The organism is Paenibacillus sp. FSL H3-0302 (assembly GCF_037982245.1).
GTDB lineage: Bacteria > Bacillota > Bacilli > Paenibacillales > Paenibacillaceae > Paenibacillus_AQ > Paenibacillus_AQ odorifer.
In genome coordinates this window covers 965,917-985,447 of record NZ_CP150284.1, presented here as the reverse complement: position 1 = coordinate 985,447, position 19,531 = coordinate 965,917, and the positions used below count along the sequence as shown (strand labels likewise).

Below are 19,531 nucleotides of genomic sequence, written 5' to 3'. Positions count from 1 at the left end.
GAGGGGCTGCTCAGATTGCTGCGTATTGCGATTGTGGATGATGAGATCTTAATCCGCGAAGGACTGGCCCGAATGATCAGTAAAGAAAGCGCCGAATTTCTGGTCATCGGCACCTACTCCGACGGAAAACATCTATTAGATAAGTTAAGCACACTTCAACTTGATGTTGTGATTACAGATATTCGTATGCCGCAAATCAATGGCTTGGAGCTGATTAAACAATTAAAAGCCACCCATCCGCAGATCTACTCTATTCTAATGAGTGGATTTGTTGAATTTAATTATGCCCGAGAAGCCATCCGCAGCTCAGCTGTAGACTATTTATTAAAACCAATTAATAAAGAGCAGCTGTTCGAGCTGCTTTATCGGCTAGACAAAGAACGGCAGCTCGCGCGCGACAAGGAAGAACGCCACCGTTCCGGGCTTTTATTGACAGTCTTACATATCGAAGAGCCCTCTTCCCCTCTCCTATTATCCAGCCTTACCTTGCCCCAGCCTTATTTCTCGGTCTTTGTCCTCAAAGGGAGCGCCAGAGAAACCGTCTGCTCCTGCGCAGACAGTCTGCGGCAAGAGAAGGCGTTGAGCTTCGACAGCTTGGAGATTCAAAAAGGACTCTACGTCTGGATTGTATATTCTGCTGAGCCGCTGTCAGACAACGATTTAAAAGATATCGGTGACATTATGCGGATATCTGCACACGGAAAGATCCTACATGTAGGTACCAGCGGTTGTTATAATGAGGTATCCAAGCTTAGACAGGCATACCTAGATGCTAAACAAGCCTGCAACATGGGCATATATAATCCGGAGCCTGTACATTACGCGAATATTCAGAATATTCAACAGCCGGAGATGAACCTCCTGGATCACTTTAATACAATTAGAGAACCGCTGATCCATAACCTGCAGATTCTGAATGTGACAGGCGTCTTAGAATGGATTCATGACCTGTTCTCAGTGCTGAAAGCACAACAAGCCGGTCCTGACCAAATTCTCCGGATCTGTCGCTGGGTTGAAGAAACTGCACAAAAGGAACTGCAAGAATTCGAGGCCCGCAATAAAAGTGCTCCCGACCTCAGGTTGGACGACAGAATCGCGTCCAGTGTGAGCTTTTGCGACATTGAGGAGATGTTTACCGCTCATTTCACAAACATTCTGACCGAAATCAGAACCCATCGTCTGGAGATGTCCGGCACAGCCATAGAAACCATAAAACGCTGGATATCCGCTAACTATAATCAGCATGCAGATCTGAACACTTTGGCAAATATGGTTTTTTTGACTCCAAGCTATTTAAGCAAGCTGTTCAAGCAAGAGACCGGACTTACACTGACGGACTACATCACGGAAATTCGGCTGCGCAAAGCCAAACATCTACTCAAGAATGCTCCGGACCTGAAGGTTCACGAGATTGGGGCAGAGGTTGGATATGGCGATCCTGCCTACTTCAACAAGCTTTTTAAACGTGTTGTCGGGGTTACACCCAATGAATATAAACGAATTAGTATTGTATAAGGAGATCGATCACTTGCATTCAGAGCTTCAAAGAAATAGCGAAAATCATGAAATAACCGTCTACGACACAACAGAACTATATGGTGAAAAAGGCTCCTTCCGTGTTATGCAGTTCTCGAATCATGCCACTCAAGGTGCGATGGATCTTAATGACCCGCAACGAATTCTCTTTGAATATCCGCGGGCCATCATTCACTTCATGGAGTTCAACCTCCCTTCTTTTGAGGATGTTTTTCTTATTGGGCATGGAATTGGAACAATTGCCGGACATTTTCCGGACAAAAGATTTAAAGTAGCCGAGCTAGACAAACAAGTAGTCGAATTAAGCCGCCGCTGCTTTGGATATAGTCAAGATAACGTAGTGATCGGTGACGGACGTCAGATCCTTGAAGGCGAAGACCCGCAGGTATATGAATACATCATTTTGGATGCCTTTACTGCCGCTGGTACACCAAGGCATTTGATCTCCCGTGAATTTTTCAGTATTACCCGTTCGAAGTTGAACACAAGCGGATATATTCTCATGAATCTAATGGGAAAAGGTGAACATGACCCGCTGATCAACGCGATTTATACAACGCTTGCCGAAGAGTACGCCTATATCAAAGCCTTTTCCCTGCCTTCAGAAGGGGCCGCCGATATCCAAAATATCATTATGGTTGGCGGCAGCACCCCTATCCGCTTTCAAGCCCGCCATTTGGCTGGCTTCAAAGAAATACAGCTGGGACAAGGATATCTGATTCAGGATTAAATCAGGATTAACTATAAAAAATGACCTCATCCTCCACTTCACTGTGGATTTCGAGGTCATTTTTGGGTTGTTTTCATACGGCACCATTTAAACCGGATTAGGCACAAAGCTGCCACCACGGCAATATTTCAAGTAATTCAATGCATGCACCTGGCCGGTCATTTCCAGCTCATCACGATACACTGGATCATGCCAGCCTTCGATATCAATCGTACCTTTATAACCCGCTTGGCGCAGGATGGTGATTACATCTACCCAATTGGTATCCCCGAAGCCAGGGGTTCGGTCCCATACATAAGGTTTGGGGCCATGAATACCGTATTCCTTGACGATGTCCCAAGCGATGGTCGCATCCTTGCCATGCACATGGAATACTTTATCCATCCATTTGCGCAGCTGCGGAAGCGGATCAATCAATGCGATCATCTGGTGGCAAGGCTCCCATTCCAATCCCAGATTATCTGCCGGAACAGCATTGAACATCTTCTCCCAGGCCGAAGGATTGTGAGCGATGTTCCACTCTCCGCTCTGCCAGCTTCCGCCCATAGCGCAATTCTCAAAAGCAATCCGCAGGCCACGATCTGCCGCTCTCTTCGCCAATTCTCCGAACACCTCTGTAAACTTCGGGATGGACTCATCAATGGACAAACCTGGCAATCGGCCGGTGAACCCGCCTATAATATCTGTGCCAAATAAATGTGCATGATCAATCAGCCTCTCCCAGCTGGCCAATGTGTCGGCATTGTCGCCGCTGCCATTCAGCGGATTGCCATAGATGCCCACAGAAGAGATGACAAAATCATGTTCAGCAGCTAACTCCCTCAGTCGTGCAGCCGTTTCGATCAAATCGGTTTCGCCGGTGGTCTGCCAAAAGTTCAGATTAAATGATTCAAATCCATGCCCCACAATTTGTGGAATGACCTTAACGGCTTCTCCACCACGAACAATCGTACCTATTCTCAGTGTATCTTGCATTTGGGTTCCACTCCAATAAAGGTTTATAGTGTGATCTTAACGAGGTTTAATCATCTTGCAGGAACCACGCTTGAGCAATACCGCATCATAGACAATATGCTGATGGTTTGATCGTCCGGAAATGAGATCAAACAGAACACCTACACTGGATAAGGCCATTTCCGTACCCGGCTGGCTGATTGTATCAAGAGAAGGATGATAATATTCAGCCATCTCGATCCCGTCAAAGCCAATGATCGAAATATCATCAGGGATAGATAACCCCGCGGTAAGCACCGCTTTGGCAGCACCGATGGCAATCGTGTCGGAAGCGGCAAATATAGCTGTAATTCCCTTGTTCTTGTTGAGCAGTCTCCGCGCAGCATTAAATCCCGAGCTGGGACTGTATTCACAATCCTCAACCAACCCTGAATCATAGGGCAGACCCTGCTCTTCGAGTGCTTTTTTGTAGCCTAAATACCGCCGGTTGCCCGTGGTTTCATCCAATAATGGAGACTTGGCTAAAAAGCCGATATTCGTATGACCTAATGAGATCAAATAATTGGTAGCCTTATAGGCTTCCTTCGTTTCATTGATAATAACGCTGGAAAAAATAAGCGGGTTCACCTCCTGCGTTGAGGTGATCGTTGTCAGCACAAACGGAACCGTCAGTTGTTTGAACTTCTCTTCAGAATGATCATAGGTTCCACCCATGAAGATAATCCCACACAGATTCTTCTCCTTCACCAGTTGAATTGCAGCATTGATTTCATCGGTCCCATCCTCTACTTGCTGGATAAGAAACGGGTAGCCCCGCAGATTGACCTGCCGTTCAATTTCTCTGATCATATTAGAGAAAAAAGGATTGGTAATCCCCTTGACCATAAGTGCAATGTTCTTAGATTGTGTAGTTTTCAAATTCCGCGCGTTGGAATTGGGAATATAATTGTATTCCTTAACCACACTCATCACTTTCTCACGTGTAGACTTGCTCACCGGTCCCTTGTTATTGATTACCCTGGAGACCGTCGAGATGCCCACACCGGAAATCCGCGCGATATCCTTGATATTTACATCCACTTTACTCCCCCATTTATGGGTAAAGGAGCTATATCGAATTATAGCTCCCTTACACCCCTTAACTTTCTTTAGTTGACAGGAACAAACGCAGCCAATTGCTTCTCTACTTCGGCAATGACCTTGTCAACTCCTGCTTTTTTCAGCTGATCGCGGTACTCCGCAACAGCTGCTTTTGGATCTTTGCTTGTTTTACCAAGCATCAATTGAATACCGAGCTGTGAATTCACGTTGGAAATCGAAGCAATTTCAGTTGTAACATTGGTTGGATCAAAGCTGAAGCCATTGTAAGGATCATCGATAGCCACTTTATCCCATTCTGCGAATAAGGAGTTACGGATTGGGTTTTCTGTATCCGTAGGAACTACGAATTTGTCATTACGAAGTGACCAAGCAGCGAAACCTCCGCCGTCCGTTTTATCGTTGAAGCCTGCAGGCTGCTTTTTAACACCATTTTCCATAACATATTGTTTGCCTTCAATACCGTTTTGGATGAGGTTGTAGTAGCTTTCATCGGTCATGAACTTCTCGATCACCATCAGAGCGCGCTCTGGATTAGCTGAGTTCGTGCTGATTACAGTCGAGTTGTCAACGCCCATCTTACGTTTGATCTTCTTATTAGCTTCCGCAAAAGTAAAGAAGTAAGGATCTGATTCCGGTTGCGCCTTCAAATCCGCACCGTATTGGCCGATCCAGTCCTGAGCATGAGTCAAATAACCTGCGGAGTTAGCTGCTCTGAAGTTATCCTTGCTGCCTAGGGTTGCAGACAGCACATCTTTACTCCAGTAACCCTTATCCGCCCATTCACGCATCTTCACAGCCCAATCTTCAAATTCCTGAGTGAAAGCTGGATGGAAGACGGTCTTGTAGTCCTCTGGACTTTTGGTCACAAGATTCAGCTCATTCAAAGATATACCAGGAGCGTTAAGCCACATCCCTGTAGTATCTACGAGCATTCTGAACATATTGGCTGCATCTTCTGCCTTGCCGTTAATTGGTGGGAAGGACTCATTAGCAACCACATTATCCATGTATTTAACCATATCATCAATGGAAGTGATTTTGTCCATTCCATATTTCTTCAGCAAGTCAGAACGATAGGCATAACCGGCAGGTGTGTATTCGCTATAAAGACTTGGTACACCGTAAATTTTGCCTTTGTATTTTGTATTCTCCCACACACTTTCCGGGATTTCCGCTTTTAGCTTAGGAGCAACTTTATCCAGCATATCTGTAAGGTCCACTAGAGCGCCTTCACTAGCCAATGTGAAATAAGACACCGGAGCTCCGGGAGATGCATGCGACATATCAAATTCTTCGCCTGAAGCAAATAGCAGCGGGTACTTAGTAGCGATATCCGGCCAGTCAATATACTTCACTTCAATCGTAGCGTTTAGATCAGCTTTGAGCTTCTTGTTAATCTCAGCGAGGATTTCTTTATTTTTAACTCCTTCGCTGCCCCAGAGGTAGTACACCAGCTTAGCTTCCTTGGAAGTATCCACTCCGCCTGCATTGGCTGAAGCCTCTGGAGCTTTCGTGGCTGCCGGATCATTACTCGGCTCATTGTTGTTCTTGGATGTGCAGGCTGTCAGTGCTCCAGTAAGCATGAGGACAGCAATTAAAGAAGACGCGATCTTTTTACCTTTCATTTAGGTAAGCCTCCCTTTTCTCTTCTATTTATGAAACTTTCATTTATAATAAACGCTCTTCGAAAAGAAGATTGCGTCCATTAACCCTTTACAGCCCCGATGGTGAGGCCTGTTACGAAATAACGCTGTACAAATGGATACAGGAGAATAATCGGTCCAGTGGCCAGCACAGCTGTAGCCATCTTGATGGATTGCGTCGGAAGATCAGCAGTATTGATGACCGCTCCCGAGTTGATTAGCGCTCCTAAGTTCGTCTGATTGACCATTCGCTGCAAAAAGTATTGGAGCGGATATTTCGTCGGACTGTCAATATACAACATCCCGTTATACCACTCATTCCAAAAGCCTAGTGCTGAGAAAAGCCCAATAGTAGCCAAGGATGGAACCGCCAGCGGAATAAATATCCGCCAATAGATGCGAAAGTCGCCAGCACCGTCAATGGTAGCGGATTCATATAAGGAATCCGGAATCGCCTTCATGAAATTACGCATCAGGAAGATGGACCATGCACCAACTACACCCGGAAGAATCATGGCGAATAAGCTGTCCTTCATATGCAGGTGCTTAACCATCAGGATGTATGTTGGAATCAAGCCGCCACTGAATAGTGTTGTAAAGTAAATCAAGAAGGAAAAGAAGTTGCGGTACTTGAAATCCTTACGGTTGAGCACGAATCCGGCCATCGACATCATAAACAGTCCGAGTACCGTACCCACTACGGTGATGAAGATAGTTACCTGATAAGCATTCACCAGCTGAGTAGAGTTGTTGAATAGCATCTCGTAAGCCTTAAAGGAAAATGCCTTCGGCAGCAGCTTGTAGCCTTCACGAACAATTTCCTGCTCGTTCATGAACGATGAGGAGATCATCAACGCGAAGGGAAATAAACAGAATAGCGCAAAGATAGCGATACAGATATAACTGACTGCTTTTATGAGAATGCTTCCGGAATCCTGTTTGATTGTACTCTTTTCCATATTTATCACCCCTGTTTCGTGTCTAGTCTTAGAACAAAGCGCTGTCCGGTTCTACCTTGCGTACAATAAAGTTAACTACAAGCACCAGGATCAGACCGAATAAGGATTGGTAGAAGCCCACTGCGGCACCCATAGAGAAGTTGAATTGTCCCACCAGTGAACGGAAGACATAGGTATCGATGATATCTGTCTGCGGATACAGTACAGAGTTCGTACCGATCAGATTATAGAAAAGGTCAAAGGATCCCTTGAGAATTCCACCCATACCGAACAGTAGAAGCAGAATAAAGGTTGGCTTCAGAATCGGCAAGGTCATATAACGGATTCGCTGCCAGGTAGTCGCTCCATCCATATAAGCAGCCTCGTACAGATCATGATTAATCCCTGTGATCGTTGCCAGATAAACAATCATTCCATATCCGGTACCCGCCCAGATCTTGAAAGCCACAATAATATATTTCCAGATGCCCGGATCGGAATAGAACTCGTAACGGTCTAGCCCCATTCCAGTTAACATCGTATTGATAAACCCGGAATTGAAATTGAATATATTGTAGGCAAACACACCGACGATAACCATGGAGATGAAATTCGGTAACAGGATAACGGATTGTGATATTTTTTTGAACCACTTGCCTGAGATCTCAGACAACATAATGGCAAATACTATTTGAATGATATTACCTAAAGCCAGAAAGACGATATTATAGAGCAGCGTATTCTTGGTAATATTCCATAGATCCCCATTTTGAACCAGAAACTCAAAGTTCTTAAGGCCGATAAAGTTACTTCCAAAAATCCCCTTATTGAGCTTGTAATCTACAAATGCGACGTAAGCTCCAGGCATTACAGCATAGTGAAAGATAACGAAATATACGATTACAGGCAGCAACATTAGAAAAAGAACTTTGTTCTTAATGACTTCCCGAACAATGTTTCCACCCACAAGCTTCAGTCTCGCCAAAGTGCCCACCTCCAATTTGAAAGATGCATTCAGTCACATGCATAAATTACCTTCCTTTCTTGTCCAGCAGCCAGAATAAAAACAGTTTGCCCAACCTTCATAAAAAAGTGTATCGAGCGTTGTAGAAACGTTTCCAGTGTTTCTGTAAAACTCTCTGTGTGAGAAGCATACTCCCAAAATGTATGCGCTGTCAATTCATTTTATTTTTGAATTACAAGTACTAAAGTTACATATTTCACGTAAAAAAATATAAATTAGCTGTTTTTCTAAAGGCGATTGACTTTTTTTGGTGTTCAGACTAATATCGAGGTGTATCGTTTGTGGAAACGTTTTTATACTTTTCTTTCATAGACATGTCAGTCTCCATATGTAACATCTTAATGATGCAATCCTCTTCTGATTTAATTTATGCCTCAGCCCTGTATCCGAAGAGAGAAATGCTATGATTTTCACAACAAATGAACCTGATTATAGCTCAGGCCCATTCCGCATCTCGGAGCTGTGTGCCAGGAGAGTAAACGGTTCACTCCCATCCTTATCGCCTATCTAACGTAAGTTTTGCTAATAAAATCATGCTTACGCTGCCCGGCGGGGAACTACACATCTATTTAACAAACTAACTTTCAATGCGCTCACGAGGAAGGAGTTAACCATGACTAAAACGTTTATCCAAGATCTTGTGAACGATATGACCCTGGACGAAAAGCTGGCCCAATTAACCCAGCTAGGTCCTCACTATTGGGGTTTGGACGATACCGTGGATTTAACTGGTCCATTTAAGGAACTGAATATTAAGCCGCAGGTAATGGAGAGCATCGGAAGTGTTCTGAACGGTATTGGAGCCCGGAATGTAATCGAGCAACAGACCCGACATTTGCAAACCAGCCGACAAAAGATTCCTCTGCTCTTCATGGCGGATGTCATTCACGGCTACCGGACCATCCTCCCGATTCCGCTGGCCATGGGCAGCAGCTTTGACCTTGAAGCCTGTGAAAGGTTTGCTGAAATCGCCGCCAAGGAGAGTGCGGCTGCCGGCATTCACGTCACCTTCTCGCCCATGACTGATCTCGTACGCGACCCGCGCTGGGGACGTGTCATGGAGACATCTGGTGAGGATCCCTATCTGAATGCCCGTGTCACCGAAAGTATGGTGCGGGGTTATCAGGGCAAGGACCTAAAAGAAAAAGGACGCATCGCTGCCTGTGTGAAGCACTTCGCTGGTTACGGTGCTCCCGAAGGCGGACGGGAATACAACACGGTGGATATGTCTTCCGGCGTATTGCGTGAGTTCTACTTGCCAGCCTATAAGGCTGCCGTAGATGCTGGTGTGGCCATGGTGATGGCCGCATTTAATACCATTGGCCGTATCCCGGCAAGTGGTAATTCCGAACTTCTTCGCGGGATTTTACGGGAAGAATGGGGCTTCAACGGCGTTACCATCGCCGATTTCAATTCCGTTAATGAGCTGATTCCCCATGGCGCCGCAATAGATGGCCGTGAGGCAGCCGAGAAAAGTCTGGCTGCTGGGCTGGATATTGAGATGATGTCCACTCACTATCTAAACCACGGCGCTGCTCTGGTCGAGGAAGGAAAGCTTGATATCGCCTTGATCGATGAAGCCGTCATCCGGGTGCTTGAGCTCAAGGACGCGCTTGGCTTGTTCGATAATCCATTCAAGGATGCAGATCCGCTGGTGGATGAGGCTCCGAAACCTAGCGCGGAGCATCTGCAGGCCGCACGGGAGCTTGGAGCTAGCTCAGTTGTACTGCTCAAAAACGACAATGATGCTTTGCCCCTTAAACGTGGCATGAAGATTGGTCTGGCTGGTCCTTTCGCCACCTCCATTCATGTGCTGGGCGGTTGGGCCGGGACAGAAAAAGATCCGGCTGTATCACTCTACACCGGCCTTTCGCAAAAAACATCTGCCAAAAATATTTTTACGGCCATGACTGGTGAGCTGGGAAGCATGCTTGAGGGTGTTTTTGATGTGGAGGATGAAATTGAAGACGCCTACCAGGCGCTGAAGGATTGTGATGTAATTCTCGCCGCTGTCGGTGAGAACCAGCAGGATACCGGGGAAGGCGGAAGCAAATCCAATCTCCGCCTATCAGCCAATCAGGAGAAGCTGATCTGGCGTCTGAAGGATACCGGAAAAAAGGTCGTCACCATTGTATTCAGCGGCAGACCACTGGAGCTGAAACCCGTTCTTGATGCCAGCGACGCTCTGCTGCAGGCTTGGTTTCTGGGTACAGAGTCAGGAAATTCGCTGGCCGATGTGCTGTTCGGAGATTATAATCCTTCCGGACGTTTATCGATGAGCTTCCCCTACTCGGTTGGGCAAATTCCTGTCTACTACAATGCTTATCAAACGGGACGTCCTTATGATCCTATGTATCCTAATGTGCGGTACGTGACCCGTTATCTGGACTGCCCGAATGACCCGCTGTTCTGTTTTGGTTATGGCCTGAGCTATTCCAAGTTTGCTTACAACAGCTTCAATGTTGAAGCTGCGGATCGGGTGGTTGCCTCCATTGAAGTAGAGAATACTTCGGACATCGCCGGCAAGGAAACCATTCAGCTCTACATCCACGACGTCAGCGCAAGTGTCGTGCGCCCGGTCAAGGAACTGAAAGGCTTCCAGCAGATTACACTCGCACCGCATGAGAAACAGGTGGTTTCCTTCGAAATCACCAGAGAAATGTTAATGTTCTACGGAAAAGACGATCAGTTGGTCTTCGAGCCTGGGGAATATGATATTATGATCGGTAGAAACTCTGGAGATCATTGCACTCAGCGGATCTGGATCTGCTGACCTGCGTATAGCTATGCTTCTAACGACGTCAGCCCTTATTGCCCTCTTGGCGCAATGAGGGGTTGGCGCCTCCACAGCTTGCTATTCAATATTCGATAGTAAGGGAGATTATTCTAATGAGACACAGTTTATCATTTCAGCAAGATGGCACTTTTAAAATCGTACAATTTACAGATCTGCACTGGATGGATGGAAGAGCTGAGGATCAGCTTACCGAGGCACTGATGGAACGCATTCTGGATGCGGAACAACCTGATCTTGTGGTTTTCACGGGAGATCTTATTTACACGGGTCCTGTATCACCGGGAAACAAGGCATGCGAGCACCCCGCACAAGCTTTTCGTGAAGCTGTCGCTGCCGTGGAGAGATCCGGCATCCCTTGGACCTTTGTATTTGGCAACCATGACACAGAAACTCTGATTTCAAAGAGTGAACTGATGCAAATTGCCCTGGAACATCCCCACTGCCTGACCGAAGCCGGTCCAGAAGAGCTGGAAGGCTCGGGCAATTACACTCTTAAAATTAAAGATCAGGAGGACGACTCGGCTGCTATTTTGTATTTTCTGGACTCTGGCGGCTACTCCGAATATGAGGATATCCCGGGCTACAATTGGGTTGGGCGGAATCAGATCAACTGGCTGACGGCTGAATCTGCGCGGCTGAATCCGAAGACTGCTGAGAACAGGCTGCCTGCCTTGGCTTTCTTCCATATTCCAATTCCCGAATATCGGGATGTCTGGTCTACACAAGTCTGTCATGGGCATAAGTTTGAGCGTGTATGCTCACCTGAGGTGAACTCGGGCTTATTCTCGGCTTTGCTGGAAATGGGTGATGTGCTTGGCACCTTCTGCGGACATGACCATATCAACGATTTTAGCGGCAGCCTGTATGGCATACGTCTTTCTTATGGCCGTGCTACCGGCTACAATACTTATGGAAAAGAAGGCTTTATGCGGGGAGCACGCGTCATCGAACTGGTCAAAGGCACTCAAGACTTCAATACCTGGCTTCGTCTTGATGACGGATCCGTTATAAATGAACAGCCGATTCATATGCCTGAACCTGCTGCCGATTCAGGACATTAATCTTTTATAGGATTAAATTTTAATAGTGATTAAATGAACCAGTGCGCAGATGTTACGCTGGTTCATTTTTTTGTGCAAATATTAGCTTGTCTCCATATTCCCCATTACATCACTTTTTTTGTTAAAATAGAGAAGTCGACGTATTAAGCACTACAGCGTCAGTCATGGAAACGGAGGCAAGTACCTGTGGATTATATTATTCTGGACATCGAATTCAACGGCCGTAAGTTTGCCAGCGAGCACCCTATGGAGGTCATTGAGATTGGAGCCGTCCGGTTAGACTCTTCACTGCAGTATAAGGATGAATTTTCTTCCTTGATCAAACCTATATATTTCTCCACCCTAAATTCCTTTATTAAGAAAAAAACGGGTATCCCTCAAGAGGAAATCGATATTGCCCCCCGCTTCCCCAAAGTCATCACTGCTTTTAGAGAGTGGCTTGATCTAAGCACAGACGGAGTTCTGCTGCTTACCTGGGGTGGCGAAGACATGAAGCGAATCATTCAGGATGTGCGCATGCACAAGATGGACGAATCCTACTGGATGTCCGCTACGTATTTCGATTTGCTCAAAGGAGTTCTTCGTGCGCGTGGTCTTAGCAATGATGTCAGCGTGGAAAGCGCGATGGCATTGTTTGAGCTTGAGCCTACTGGATCTGCACACCGGGCGCTGGATGATGCACGGATGACGTCAGAGATCTTCCGCGCCGTGTTTAAGGATCTGGATTTTGAGCGTTCACAGCATTACGTAGATACCTTCTCCAATGCCAAAGAACGCAAAACAGTTAAGGTAGCCATAAAGGCTATGACCTCACAAAAAATTGTACCTACCTGGGACCTTGTCGTTGAACACTACTTCTCAGACCAAGCAACCCTTGCGGACCCTCGTAAGCTGGAGGAATTGCACAATTATTTCACAGCACAAATGGGTCATAAATAAATTCAAGCAGCAGCAAAGCTCAACATAGCTCAACATTATAGACTTATTCATAGCAGCGGCAGACTTCCCCATGATCATTCAGAGGGTAGCTGTCGCTGTTTTGGATATGCTAAAAAAACCATTTGACCTTCACGTTACGTAAAGGTGTACATTTGATTTGTAGGAGGTGATACTACGGAATACACAGTGCAGAAGCTCGCAGAGTTAGCTGGAATCAGCACACGGACCCTGCGCTACTACGATGAGTTTGGCATTCTTAAGCCGGCGAGAATCAACTCTTCGGGGTATCGTATCTATGGCCGTACCGAAGTAGATCTACTACAGCAAATTTTATTTTATCGGGAGCTTGGCTTAAGTCTGGAACGTATCAAGGCTATTATGACAGAGCCCTCATTCGACGGAGCCAAAGCGCTGCGGGAGCATCATGACAAGCTACTGGAAAAAAGACAGCAATTAGATCTATTAATCGCTAACGTCGAAAAGACGCTGGCTCAAAAAGAAGGGAGAATTACCATGAGTGATACTGAAAAATTCGAAGGCTTTAAACAAAAGCTGGTAGATGACAACGAAAAGAAATATGGCCAAGAAATAAGGGAGAAATACGGAGATGACACCATTAATCAATCCAACCAAAAGCTTAAAGGAATGACAGAAGATCAATATGCCGCTATACAACAGCTTGAGGAAGAGATGTTCGAAACACTCTTGCAAGCAATGGAGCATGGAGATCCTGCCAGTGTATTAGCACAAAAAAGTGCAGACCTACACCGTGAGTGGCTCTCCTTCTACTGGAATTCCTATTCCAAAGAAGCTCATGCTGGTGTTGCACAATTGTATGTTGATGATGAACGTTTTACCGAATACTATGACAAACGCCGCCCTGGACTCGCTGCGTTTCTAAGAGATGCCGTACATGTATATACGGGAAAAAATGCGTAAGCGCACGAACAATATTTTAAAATAGAAAAAGGCATCCGGATACTCCGGATGCCTTTTTTTTGAGGCAATAGCAATCAGCAGAAATCACAGACTGCGGTGCAGCAGCGACAATGTATTCCGAAGCTCAGCGACAGCTACCTGGCCAGGTGCAGAAGGTTTATGTGCAGCTCCGAAGGTAAGCGCTGAACCAAAAACTTCACCTGCCAAACGGCTGATCACCCCGGCTCCCGCCATAGACATCGTTATAATCGGACGGTCTGCATATTTTTCCTTCATGATGTGTGTAGCTTCCAGCAAAGTTAACACATCGCCTGCATCTTGGGGCATAACGGCAATTTTGGGCAAATCCCCGCCAAGCTCCTGCGCCTTGCATAACCGTGAGATGATCTCCTCTTTAGGAGGTGTACCCTGAAAATCATGATTTGAAATAATGACAGACACGTTATGAGCATGAGCAGCTTCGACCAGTAGCTTTACATCCTGCTCATCATTAAATAGTTCAACATCTATTATATCTACTAGACCGCTCTCGGCAGCAGCTTTATTCAGTGCTGTGTAATATTCCGTGCTGACTTGCTTCTCTCCACCTTCTTTTGCACTCCGAAAAGTAAAAATCAGCGGCAGATCTGGAATCACAGAACAGATTTCGCTTAGTGCGTTCTTTACAGCTGCAACGTCTTCCACTTCAGCAAAAAAATCCGTCCGCCACTCCACCAAATCAGGTTGCAGTACTTTCAGCGCTTCCGCTTCCTGCTTCAGCTCAGACAAGGTCGCTCCAATTAGCGGAACACATATCTTAGGGATTCCTTCGCCGATGATCACATTTTTAACGGTTACTGTTCTGCTCATTATTTAAGCTCCTTATCCTATCTCATCTAGTATAGATCTTGAATATCCTGTACTGTCTATTCTACAGCGATTTACGTTTTAGAAACTGCTCGACCTCGGACAACTGCGGCAATGAAGGGATCGCCCCTTCTTTCCCTACAGCCAATGCACCTACAGCATTAGCGAAGCTCACGGCTTCCTCCAAGGTCTTCCCTAAGACCAGCTGTTGGGCTAATGCGCCATTAAATGAGTCACCGGCAGCAACTGTATCTACCGCCTTTACCGGGAAGCCTGGAACAGCCTTGGCACCTTCAGCATTCACAATCAGGGCACCTTTTGAACCCAAGGTTACAATTACGTTCTGTACTCCTTTTTGCAGCAAAATACGGGCTGCCTGCTCAGCAGTCTCTGCGCTATCCACAGTCATTCCGGACAAAATCCCGGCTTCCGTCTCATTAGGTGTCAGGTAAGATACCTGAGCCAGCATCTCATCCTTTAGCACTCTAGCTGGTGCAGGATTAAGGATGACCGGAATCCCCTTACGATGGGCAATCGCAATCGCCTGCTCACTCATCGCCAGATCCATTTCAAGCTGCAGCACAATGATCTTAGCCTGGCTAATCACAGCCTCCAATGCCTGAATATCCTCTACCGTAAGCTCAATATTCGCTCCAGGTACCACGATAATCCGATTTTCTCCATCTTCTTCAATAACGATTGAGGCGACTCCTGTTGCCTCATGTTCACTTACAGAAATATGCTCTATATGAATGCCTTCATTCCTGATAATCTCCAGCATTTCGCTACCAAAGGTATCTTTTCCAACTCTTCCGATCATACTAACCTCTGCACCCAGACGTGCTGCGGCAACGGCCTGATTTGCCCCTTTTCCGCCAGGAGATAGAGCAAAGGCTTGTCCAATCAGGGTTTCTCCTGCATTTGGTGACCGGTTTGTACGTACCACCATATCCATATTCAAGCTTCCAATCACAACTATATCCAACTTAGACACCACCATTAATTATTTCTTCAATCTCTTTATCTTAGGGGCTTCTGTCCACTTTATCAATCAATTCCGCTCAATTGGATTCAAAATGGTTGTTTTCACCAAATTGACGTTATGCTTTTATTCATCGAGTGTGCTAGAATAGTGGTGCAATCGCTTCCACAATGATTGCCTGCACTATTTTGAGCAAACGTTTGCACCTAAGATAATGCCCGCAGCTTCACTGCAATTTAATCTAATCCGTGATTAGGAGGCTTATCAAGTGAACGAACAAAAATTACCGTCAGTCGCTTATTTTAGTATGGAGTACGGGCTGCATTCCGATTTCAAAATGTATGCCGGAGGTCTGGGCATTCTTGCCGGAGACTACATCAAGGGTGCAAAAGATATCAACGCCCCTATCATCCCTATTGGGCTGAAGTGGAAACAAGGTTACACGGACCAAAAGATTGATGCCAATGGCAATCCGTACGACTCCTATCACAATTATGTTTATGAGTTTCTTGAAGATACAGGGGTTAAGGTAACTGTTAAAGTCCGAAAAACCGATGTGGTATGCAAAGTATGGAAAACTGATTATTTTGGCAACAGCACATTGTATTTACTGGATACGGATATTCCCGAGAATAATGATGCCTGGATCACAGGCCAATTGTACGGCTGGTTCGGCGAAGAACGGATCGCACAAGAGATCGTGCTTGGGATTGGTGGAGTCAAAGCTATGCGTGCGTTGCAAATCCCTATTGATGTCTATCACTTCAATGAGGGTCATGCGGCTCTAGCGGCTATCGAGCTAATCCGTGAAAAAATGTCCGGAGGCCATACCTTCGAAGAAGCGTGGAAAGCCACTCGCGAAGAAGTCGTATTCACTACCCACACACCAATCAAAGAAGGCAACGAAACCCATCCTCTCGACCGACTTGAGTATATGAGTGCGTTCAACGGCTTAACCCGTGACCAGATGGAGCGGATCGGCGGCGAGCCATTTAATATGACGGTTGCAGGTCTAAGACTATCACGTATTTCCAACGCAGTAGCCCAGCTACACGCCGATACGGCTAATAAAATGTGGAAGGAAGTAGCCGGAAGATCGGAAATTATAGGCATTACTAATGCCATCCATACTCCTACCTGGGTAGATGATAGAATGACGCAAGCCTACGAACAGGATGGAGACTTATGGGCAGTGCATAAAGAGATCAAGGGCGAACTGATCCAGTTCATCAAAGAACGTTCCGGCATTAGCTTAAATGCTGACAATTTACTCATCGGCTTCTCACGCAGAGCAGCTCCATATAAACGAAGCGACCTGATCTTCTCGCAGCCAGAAATTATCGAACCTTATCTGGAGTCTGGAAAGATACAAATTGTATTCTCCGGCAAAGCGCACCCACTCGATGATAACGGTAAAAAAATCGTCAGTAACCTAGTAGCGATGATGAAAAAGTATCCAAAGAGTGTTGTGTTCCTCGAGAATTACGATATGACGATTGGTGCCCAGCTGACGCGCGGTGCTGATATTTGGCTCAACAATCCACGCAGACCATTGGAAGCCAGCGGCACCTCCGGGATGAAAGCAGCTATGAACGGTGTATTGAACTGTTCTATTCTGGATGGCTGGTGGCCGGAAGCCTGCATCGATGGTGAGAATGGCTGGCAGATTGGAGACGGCTTCGAAACTACAGACTTTGAGGTGCTGGATAAGCATGATAGTGATGCACTGTACGACACCTTATTGAAGCGTGTACTCCCAACCTTTTACGAGAATCGTGAACAGTGGGTACAAATGATGAAAAAGAGTATCGAAACCTCCCGTACGGAGTTTGCCACCAAAAGAATGTTAGATGAATATTACAACAGAATGTACATTAAAGCCTAAGTACAAGAACCGAATATCTTCTATACCAAAAAATACAGCGCACCCCTTCAGTGATGGTAGGGATGCGCTGTTTCTTTTTTAATTCTGCTAAGTAATTAATCACTTTGTCTATCATATATATCTGAATGTGCCAACGATGTATTGACGATTACCACATATTGTAATGAGTCAATTATTTAAAAAGTGTTGCAATTTCTCTAAAAAACATTAATATAGAACTTATACTAAATCTAAAATCAAATCTCATGAGGTGATTCTATTAATGAGCTCCAATAATAATAATCTTACAACCAGCTGGGGTGCTCCAGTAGGCGACAATCAGAATTCAATGACAGCCGGTGACCGCGGTCCCACTTTACTGCAAGATGTCCATTTGCTTGAGAAATTAGCCCACTTTAACAGAGAACGTGTTCCTGAACGTGTCGTTCATGCTAAAGGTGCTGGCGCTCACGGGTATTTTGAAGTTACAAAAGATCTAACCCAATACACAAAAGCTAACTTTTTGTCTGAAGTAGGCAAACGTACACCGTTGTTCATTCGTTTTTCTACTGTAGCTGGTGAATTAGGTTCTGCTGATACCGTACGCGACCCTCGTGGATTTGCCGTGAAGTTCTATACTGAAGAAGGAAACTATGATCTCGTAGGTAACAATACGCCTGTATTCTTCGTTCGTGATGCGATTAAATTCCCGGACTTTATTCATACACAGAAACGTGATCCACAGACACATCTGAAGAACCCGAATGCTGTATGGGACTTCTGGTCTTTATCGCCTGAATCTCTGCATCAGGTAACGATTTTGATGTCGGATCGCGGAATTCCAGCTACGCTGAGACATATGCATGGGTTCGGTAGCCATACCTTCAAGTGGGTAAATGCCGAGGGCAATGCAGTCTGGGTGAAATACCATTTCAAAACAGAACAAGGCATTAAGAATCTAGATGCAGACCTTGCTGCCAAAATCGCTGGGGAAAACCCGGATTATCATACAGAGGACTTGTTTAATGCTATTGATAAAGGAGATTTCCCTGCTTGGAAGCTCTACGTGCAAATTATGCCAATCGAGGATGCGAAGACTTACCGTTTTGATCCATTTGATGTAACAAAGGTCTGGTCGCAAAAAGATTATCCGTTAATCGAGGTTGGACGTATGGTATTGGATCGCAATCCGGAGAACTACTTTGCTGAAGTAGAACAAGTTACATTCTCCCCCGGCTCTTTCGTTCCTGGTATTGAAGCTTCGCCTGATAAATTGCTACAAGGCCGTCTGTTCGCTTATGGTGATGCACACCGTCACCGGGTTGGTCCCAACCATAACAGTTTACCTATCAACCGTCCAAAAGTAGAAGTGAAGAACTATCAACGTGATGGTGGTATGGCCTTGGGCAACAATGGCGGTTCCGGTGCCTATTACGAGCCTAACAGCTTAGGAGGACCTAAAGAATCACCGCAGCATAAAACATCGCCGTTCGAAGTCTCTGGTTATGCGGATAGTGTCTCCTACAATAGTGACGATCACTATACACAACCAGGTGACTTGTACCGTCTAATGTCTGAAGAAGAACGTACCCGTCTAGTTCAAAATATCGTTGGCGCTATGACTCCTGTTGAAAGTAACGATATCAAACGTCTCCAGATTGAGCATTTCTTTAAAGCTGATCCAGACTTGGGACAGCGTATCGCATCCGGTTTGGGTTTATCTGTACCAGACGGAATGTAAGATTGTAAATGCACTTATAAACTAAAGAGGACCTTTGCCCGTAGATGGGAAAGGTCCTCTTTTTGCTAATTAGCTGAAAACATAATAAATGATGACAATCACAACGCCCAGCGTGGAGACAATGGATAGACATGAAAAAAACGTGTTCCAGTTATTGCCTTTCATTTGTCTTATACACGACCAGTATAGTGGTTCTTTGGTGCTCTGCCCCATCACGTGATGATTTAACTACCGAACCGTAACAGATATTCACAATCTGTTCCTCCCGTAGTCCTGCCAGGAACTCATTAGCTTTATTCTCTGCATAAGAATTATCAGCATCTACAAACTCTTTAACTTGAATCATCCTGATCTCCTCCTTTAATAAATTAAGTAGTTATTTTATAGTTCTGGAATCTATATGTGAACTCAACGAAATGTACATGGCGTATCACTC

16 protein-coding genes are annotated in these 19,531 nt (G+C 45.6%); 8 read left to right on the top strand and 8 right to left on the bottom strand.

The features are described 5' to 3' along the window. The first annotated feature begins 15 nt into the window (after positions 1-15). Both MHH50_RS04250 and MHH50_RS04245 read left to right on the top strand, forming a co-directional pair. Positions 16-1,515, top strand: a complete 1,500-nt coding sequence (locus MHH50_RS04250) for a response regulator (protein WP_340033987.1) — start codon at positions 16-18, stop codon at positions 1,513-1,515. Beyond that, positions 1,487-2,266, top strand: coding sequence for a fused MFS/spermidine synthase (locus MHH50_RS04245; protein WP_340033986.1), 780 nt, complete (start codon positions 1,487-1,489; stop codon positions 2,264-2,266). Before MHH50_RS04250 ends, MHH50_RS04245 begins: the two co-directional genes overlap by 29 nt. Positions 2,267-2,353: 87 nt before the next feature. Here the strand turns inward: MHH50_RS04245 and MHH50_RS04240 are convergent, their stop codons facing one another. The 5 genes from MHH50_RS04240 to MHH50_RS04220 all read right to left on the bottom strand — a co-directional run bounded on the left by MHH50_RS04240 (position 2,354) and on the right by MHH50_RS04220 (position 7,896). Further along, positions 2,354-3,241: a sugar phosphate isomerase/epimerase family protein gene (locus MHH50_RS04240; protein ID WP_076187432.1), complete on the bottom strand. Its 888-nt coding sequence runs from the start codon at positions 3,239-3,241 to the stop codon at positions 2,354-2,356. A 36-nt stretch (positions 3,242-3,277) separates the two neighbouring features. Further along, a complete protein-coding gene (locus tag MHH50_RS04235; protein WP_036686912.1) occupies positions 3,278-4,300 on the bottom strand; it encodes a LacI family DNA-binding transcriptional regulator in 1,023 nt (340 codons plus the stop codon). 68 nt (positions 4,301-4,368) lie between these two features. Beyond that, complete coding sequence (locus MHH50_RS04230; RefSeq protein WP_076105428.1) at positions 4,369-5,946, bottom strand: DUF3502 domain-containing protein; 1,578 nt, start codon at positions 5,944-5,946, stop codon at positions 4,369-4,371. An 80-nt stretch (positions 5,947-6,026) separates the two neighbouring features. Beyond that, positions 6,027-6,923, bottom strand: a complete 897-nt coding sequence (locus tag MHH50_RS04225; RefSeq protein WP_076105429.1) for a carbohydrate ABC transporter permease — start codon at positions 6,921-6,923, stop codon at positions 6,027-6,029. Between the two features lie 28 nt (positions 6,924-6,951). Then, positions 6,952-7,896 carry an ABC transporter permease subunit gene (locus tag MHH50_RS04220; protein ID WP_305953532.1) on the bottom strand — a complete coding sequence of 315 codons (945 nt, stop codon included), beginning with the start codon at positions 7,894-7,896 and terminating at the stop codon, positions 6,952-6,954. Positions 7,897-8,539: 643 nt separating this feature from the next. Between MHH50_RS04220 and bglX the strand changes: the two genes are divergently transcribed. From bglX to MHH50_RS04200, 4 genes are all read left to right on the top strand, one after another. Further along, entirely contained in the window at positions 8,540-10,699 is a 2,160-nt protein-coding gene (gene bglX, locus MHH50_RS04215; RefSeq protein WP_340033985.1) for a beta-glucosidase BglX, read from the top strand. Between the two features lie 116 nt (positions 10,700-10,815). Further along, positions 10,816-11,784 (top strand): metallophosphoesterase family protein, encoded by a 969-nt coding sequence (locus MHH50_RS04210; RefSeq protein ID WP_340033984.1) that lies wholly within the window; start codon positions 10,816-10,818, stop codon positions 11,782-11,784. Between the two features lie 186 nt (positions 11,785-11,970). Then, a complete protein-coding gene (locus tag MHH50_RS04205) occupies positions 11,971-12,723 on the top strand; it encodes a 3'-5' exonuclease (RefSeq protein WP_340033983.1) in 753 nt (250 codons plus the stop codon). Positions 12,724-12,909: 186 nt separating this feature from the next. Then, entirely contained in the window at positions 12,910-13,662 is a 753-nt protein-coding gene (locus MHH50_RS04200) for a MerR family transcriptional regulator (protein ID WP_076187440.1), read from the top strand. 84 nt (positions 13,663-13,746) lie between these two features. On the opposite strand, the gene aroD is transcribed toward MHH50_RS04200, so the two are convergent. Both aroD and rbsK read right to left on the bottom strand, forming a co-directional pair. Continuing rightward, positions 13,747-14,511, bottom strand: a complete 765-nt coding sequence (gene aroD / locus MHH50_RS04195; protein ID WP_076130672.1) for a type I 3-dehydroquinate dehydratase — start codon at positions 14,509-14,511, stop codon at positions 13,747-13,749. Positions 14,512-14,572: 61 nt separating this feature from the next. After that, a complete protein-coding gene (rbsK, locus tag MHH50_RS04190) occupies positions 14,573-15,502 on the bottom strand; it encodes a ribokinase (RefSeq protein ID WP_218641460.1) in 930 nt (309 codons plus the stop codon). Between the two features lie 256 nt (positions 15,503-15,758). Between rbsK and glgP the strand changes: the two genes are divergently transcribed. Beyond that, positions 15,759-17,375 (top strand): alpha-glucan family phosphorylase, encoded by a 1,617-nt coding sequence (gene glgP / locus MHH50_RS04185; protein ID WP_076279886.1) that lies wholly within the window; start codon positions 15,759-15,761, stop codon positions 17,373-17,375. Positions 17,376-17,637: 262 nt separating this feature from the next. Beyond that, the gene (katA, locus tag MHH50_RS04180; RefSeq protein WP_076187446.1) at positions 17,638-19,095 is read left to right on the top strand and encodes a catalase KatA; all 1,458 of its coding nucleotides are present in this window, start codon (positions 17,638-17,640) and stop codon (positions 19,093-19,095) included. A 151-nt stretch (positions 19,096-19,246) separates the two neighbouring features. Here katA and MHH50_RS04175 read toward each other — a convergent pair whose 3' ends face one another. Further along, on the bottom strand, positions 19,247-19,441 hold the full coding sequence (locus tag MHH50_RS04175) for a sporulation protein Cse60 (RefSeq protein WP_036686883.1): 195 nt from the start codon (positions 19,439-19,441) through the stop codon (positions 19,247-19,249). Between the last annotated feature and the right edge of the window lie 90 nt (positions 19,442-19,531).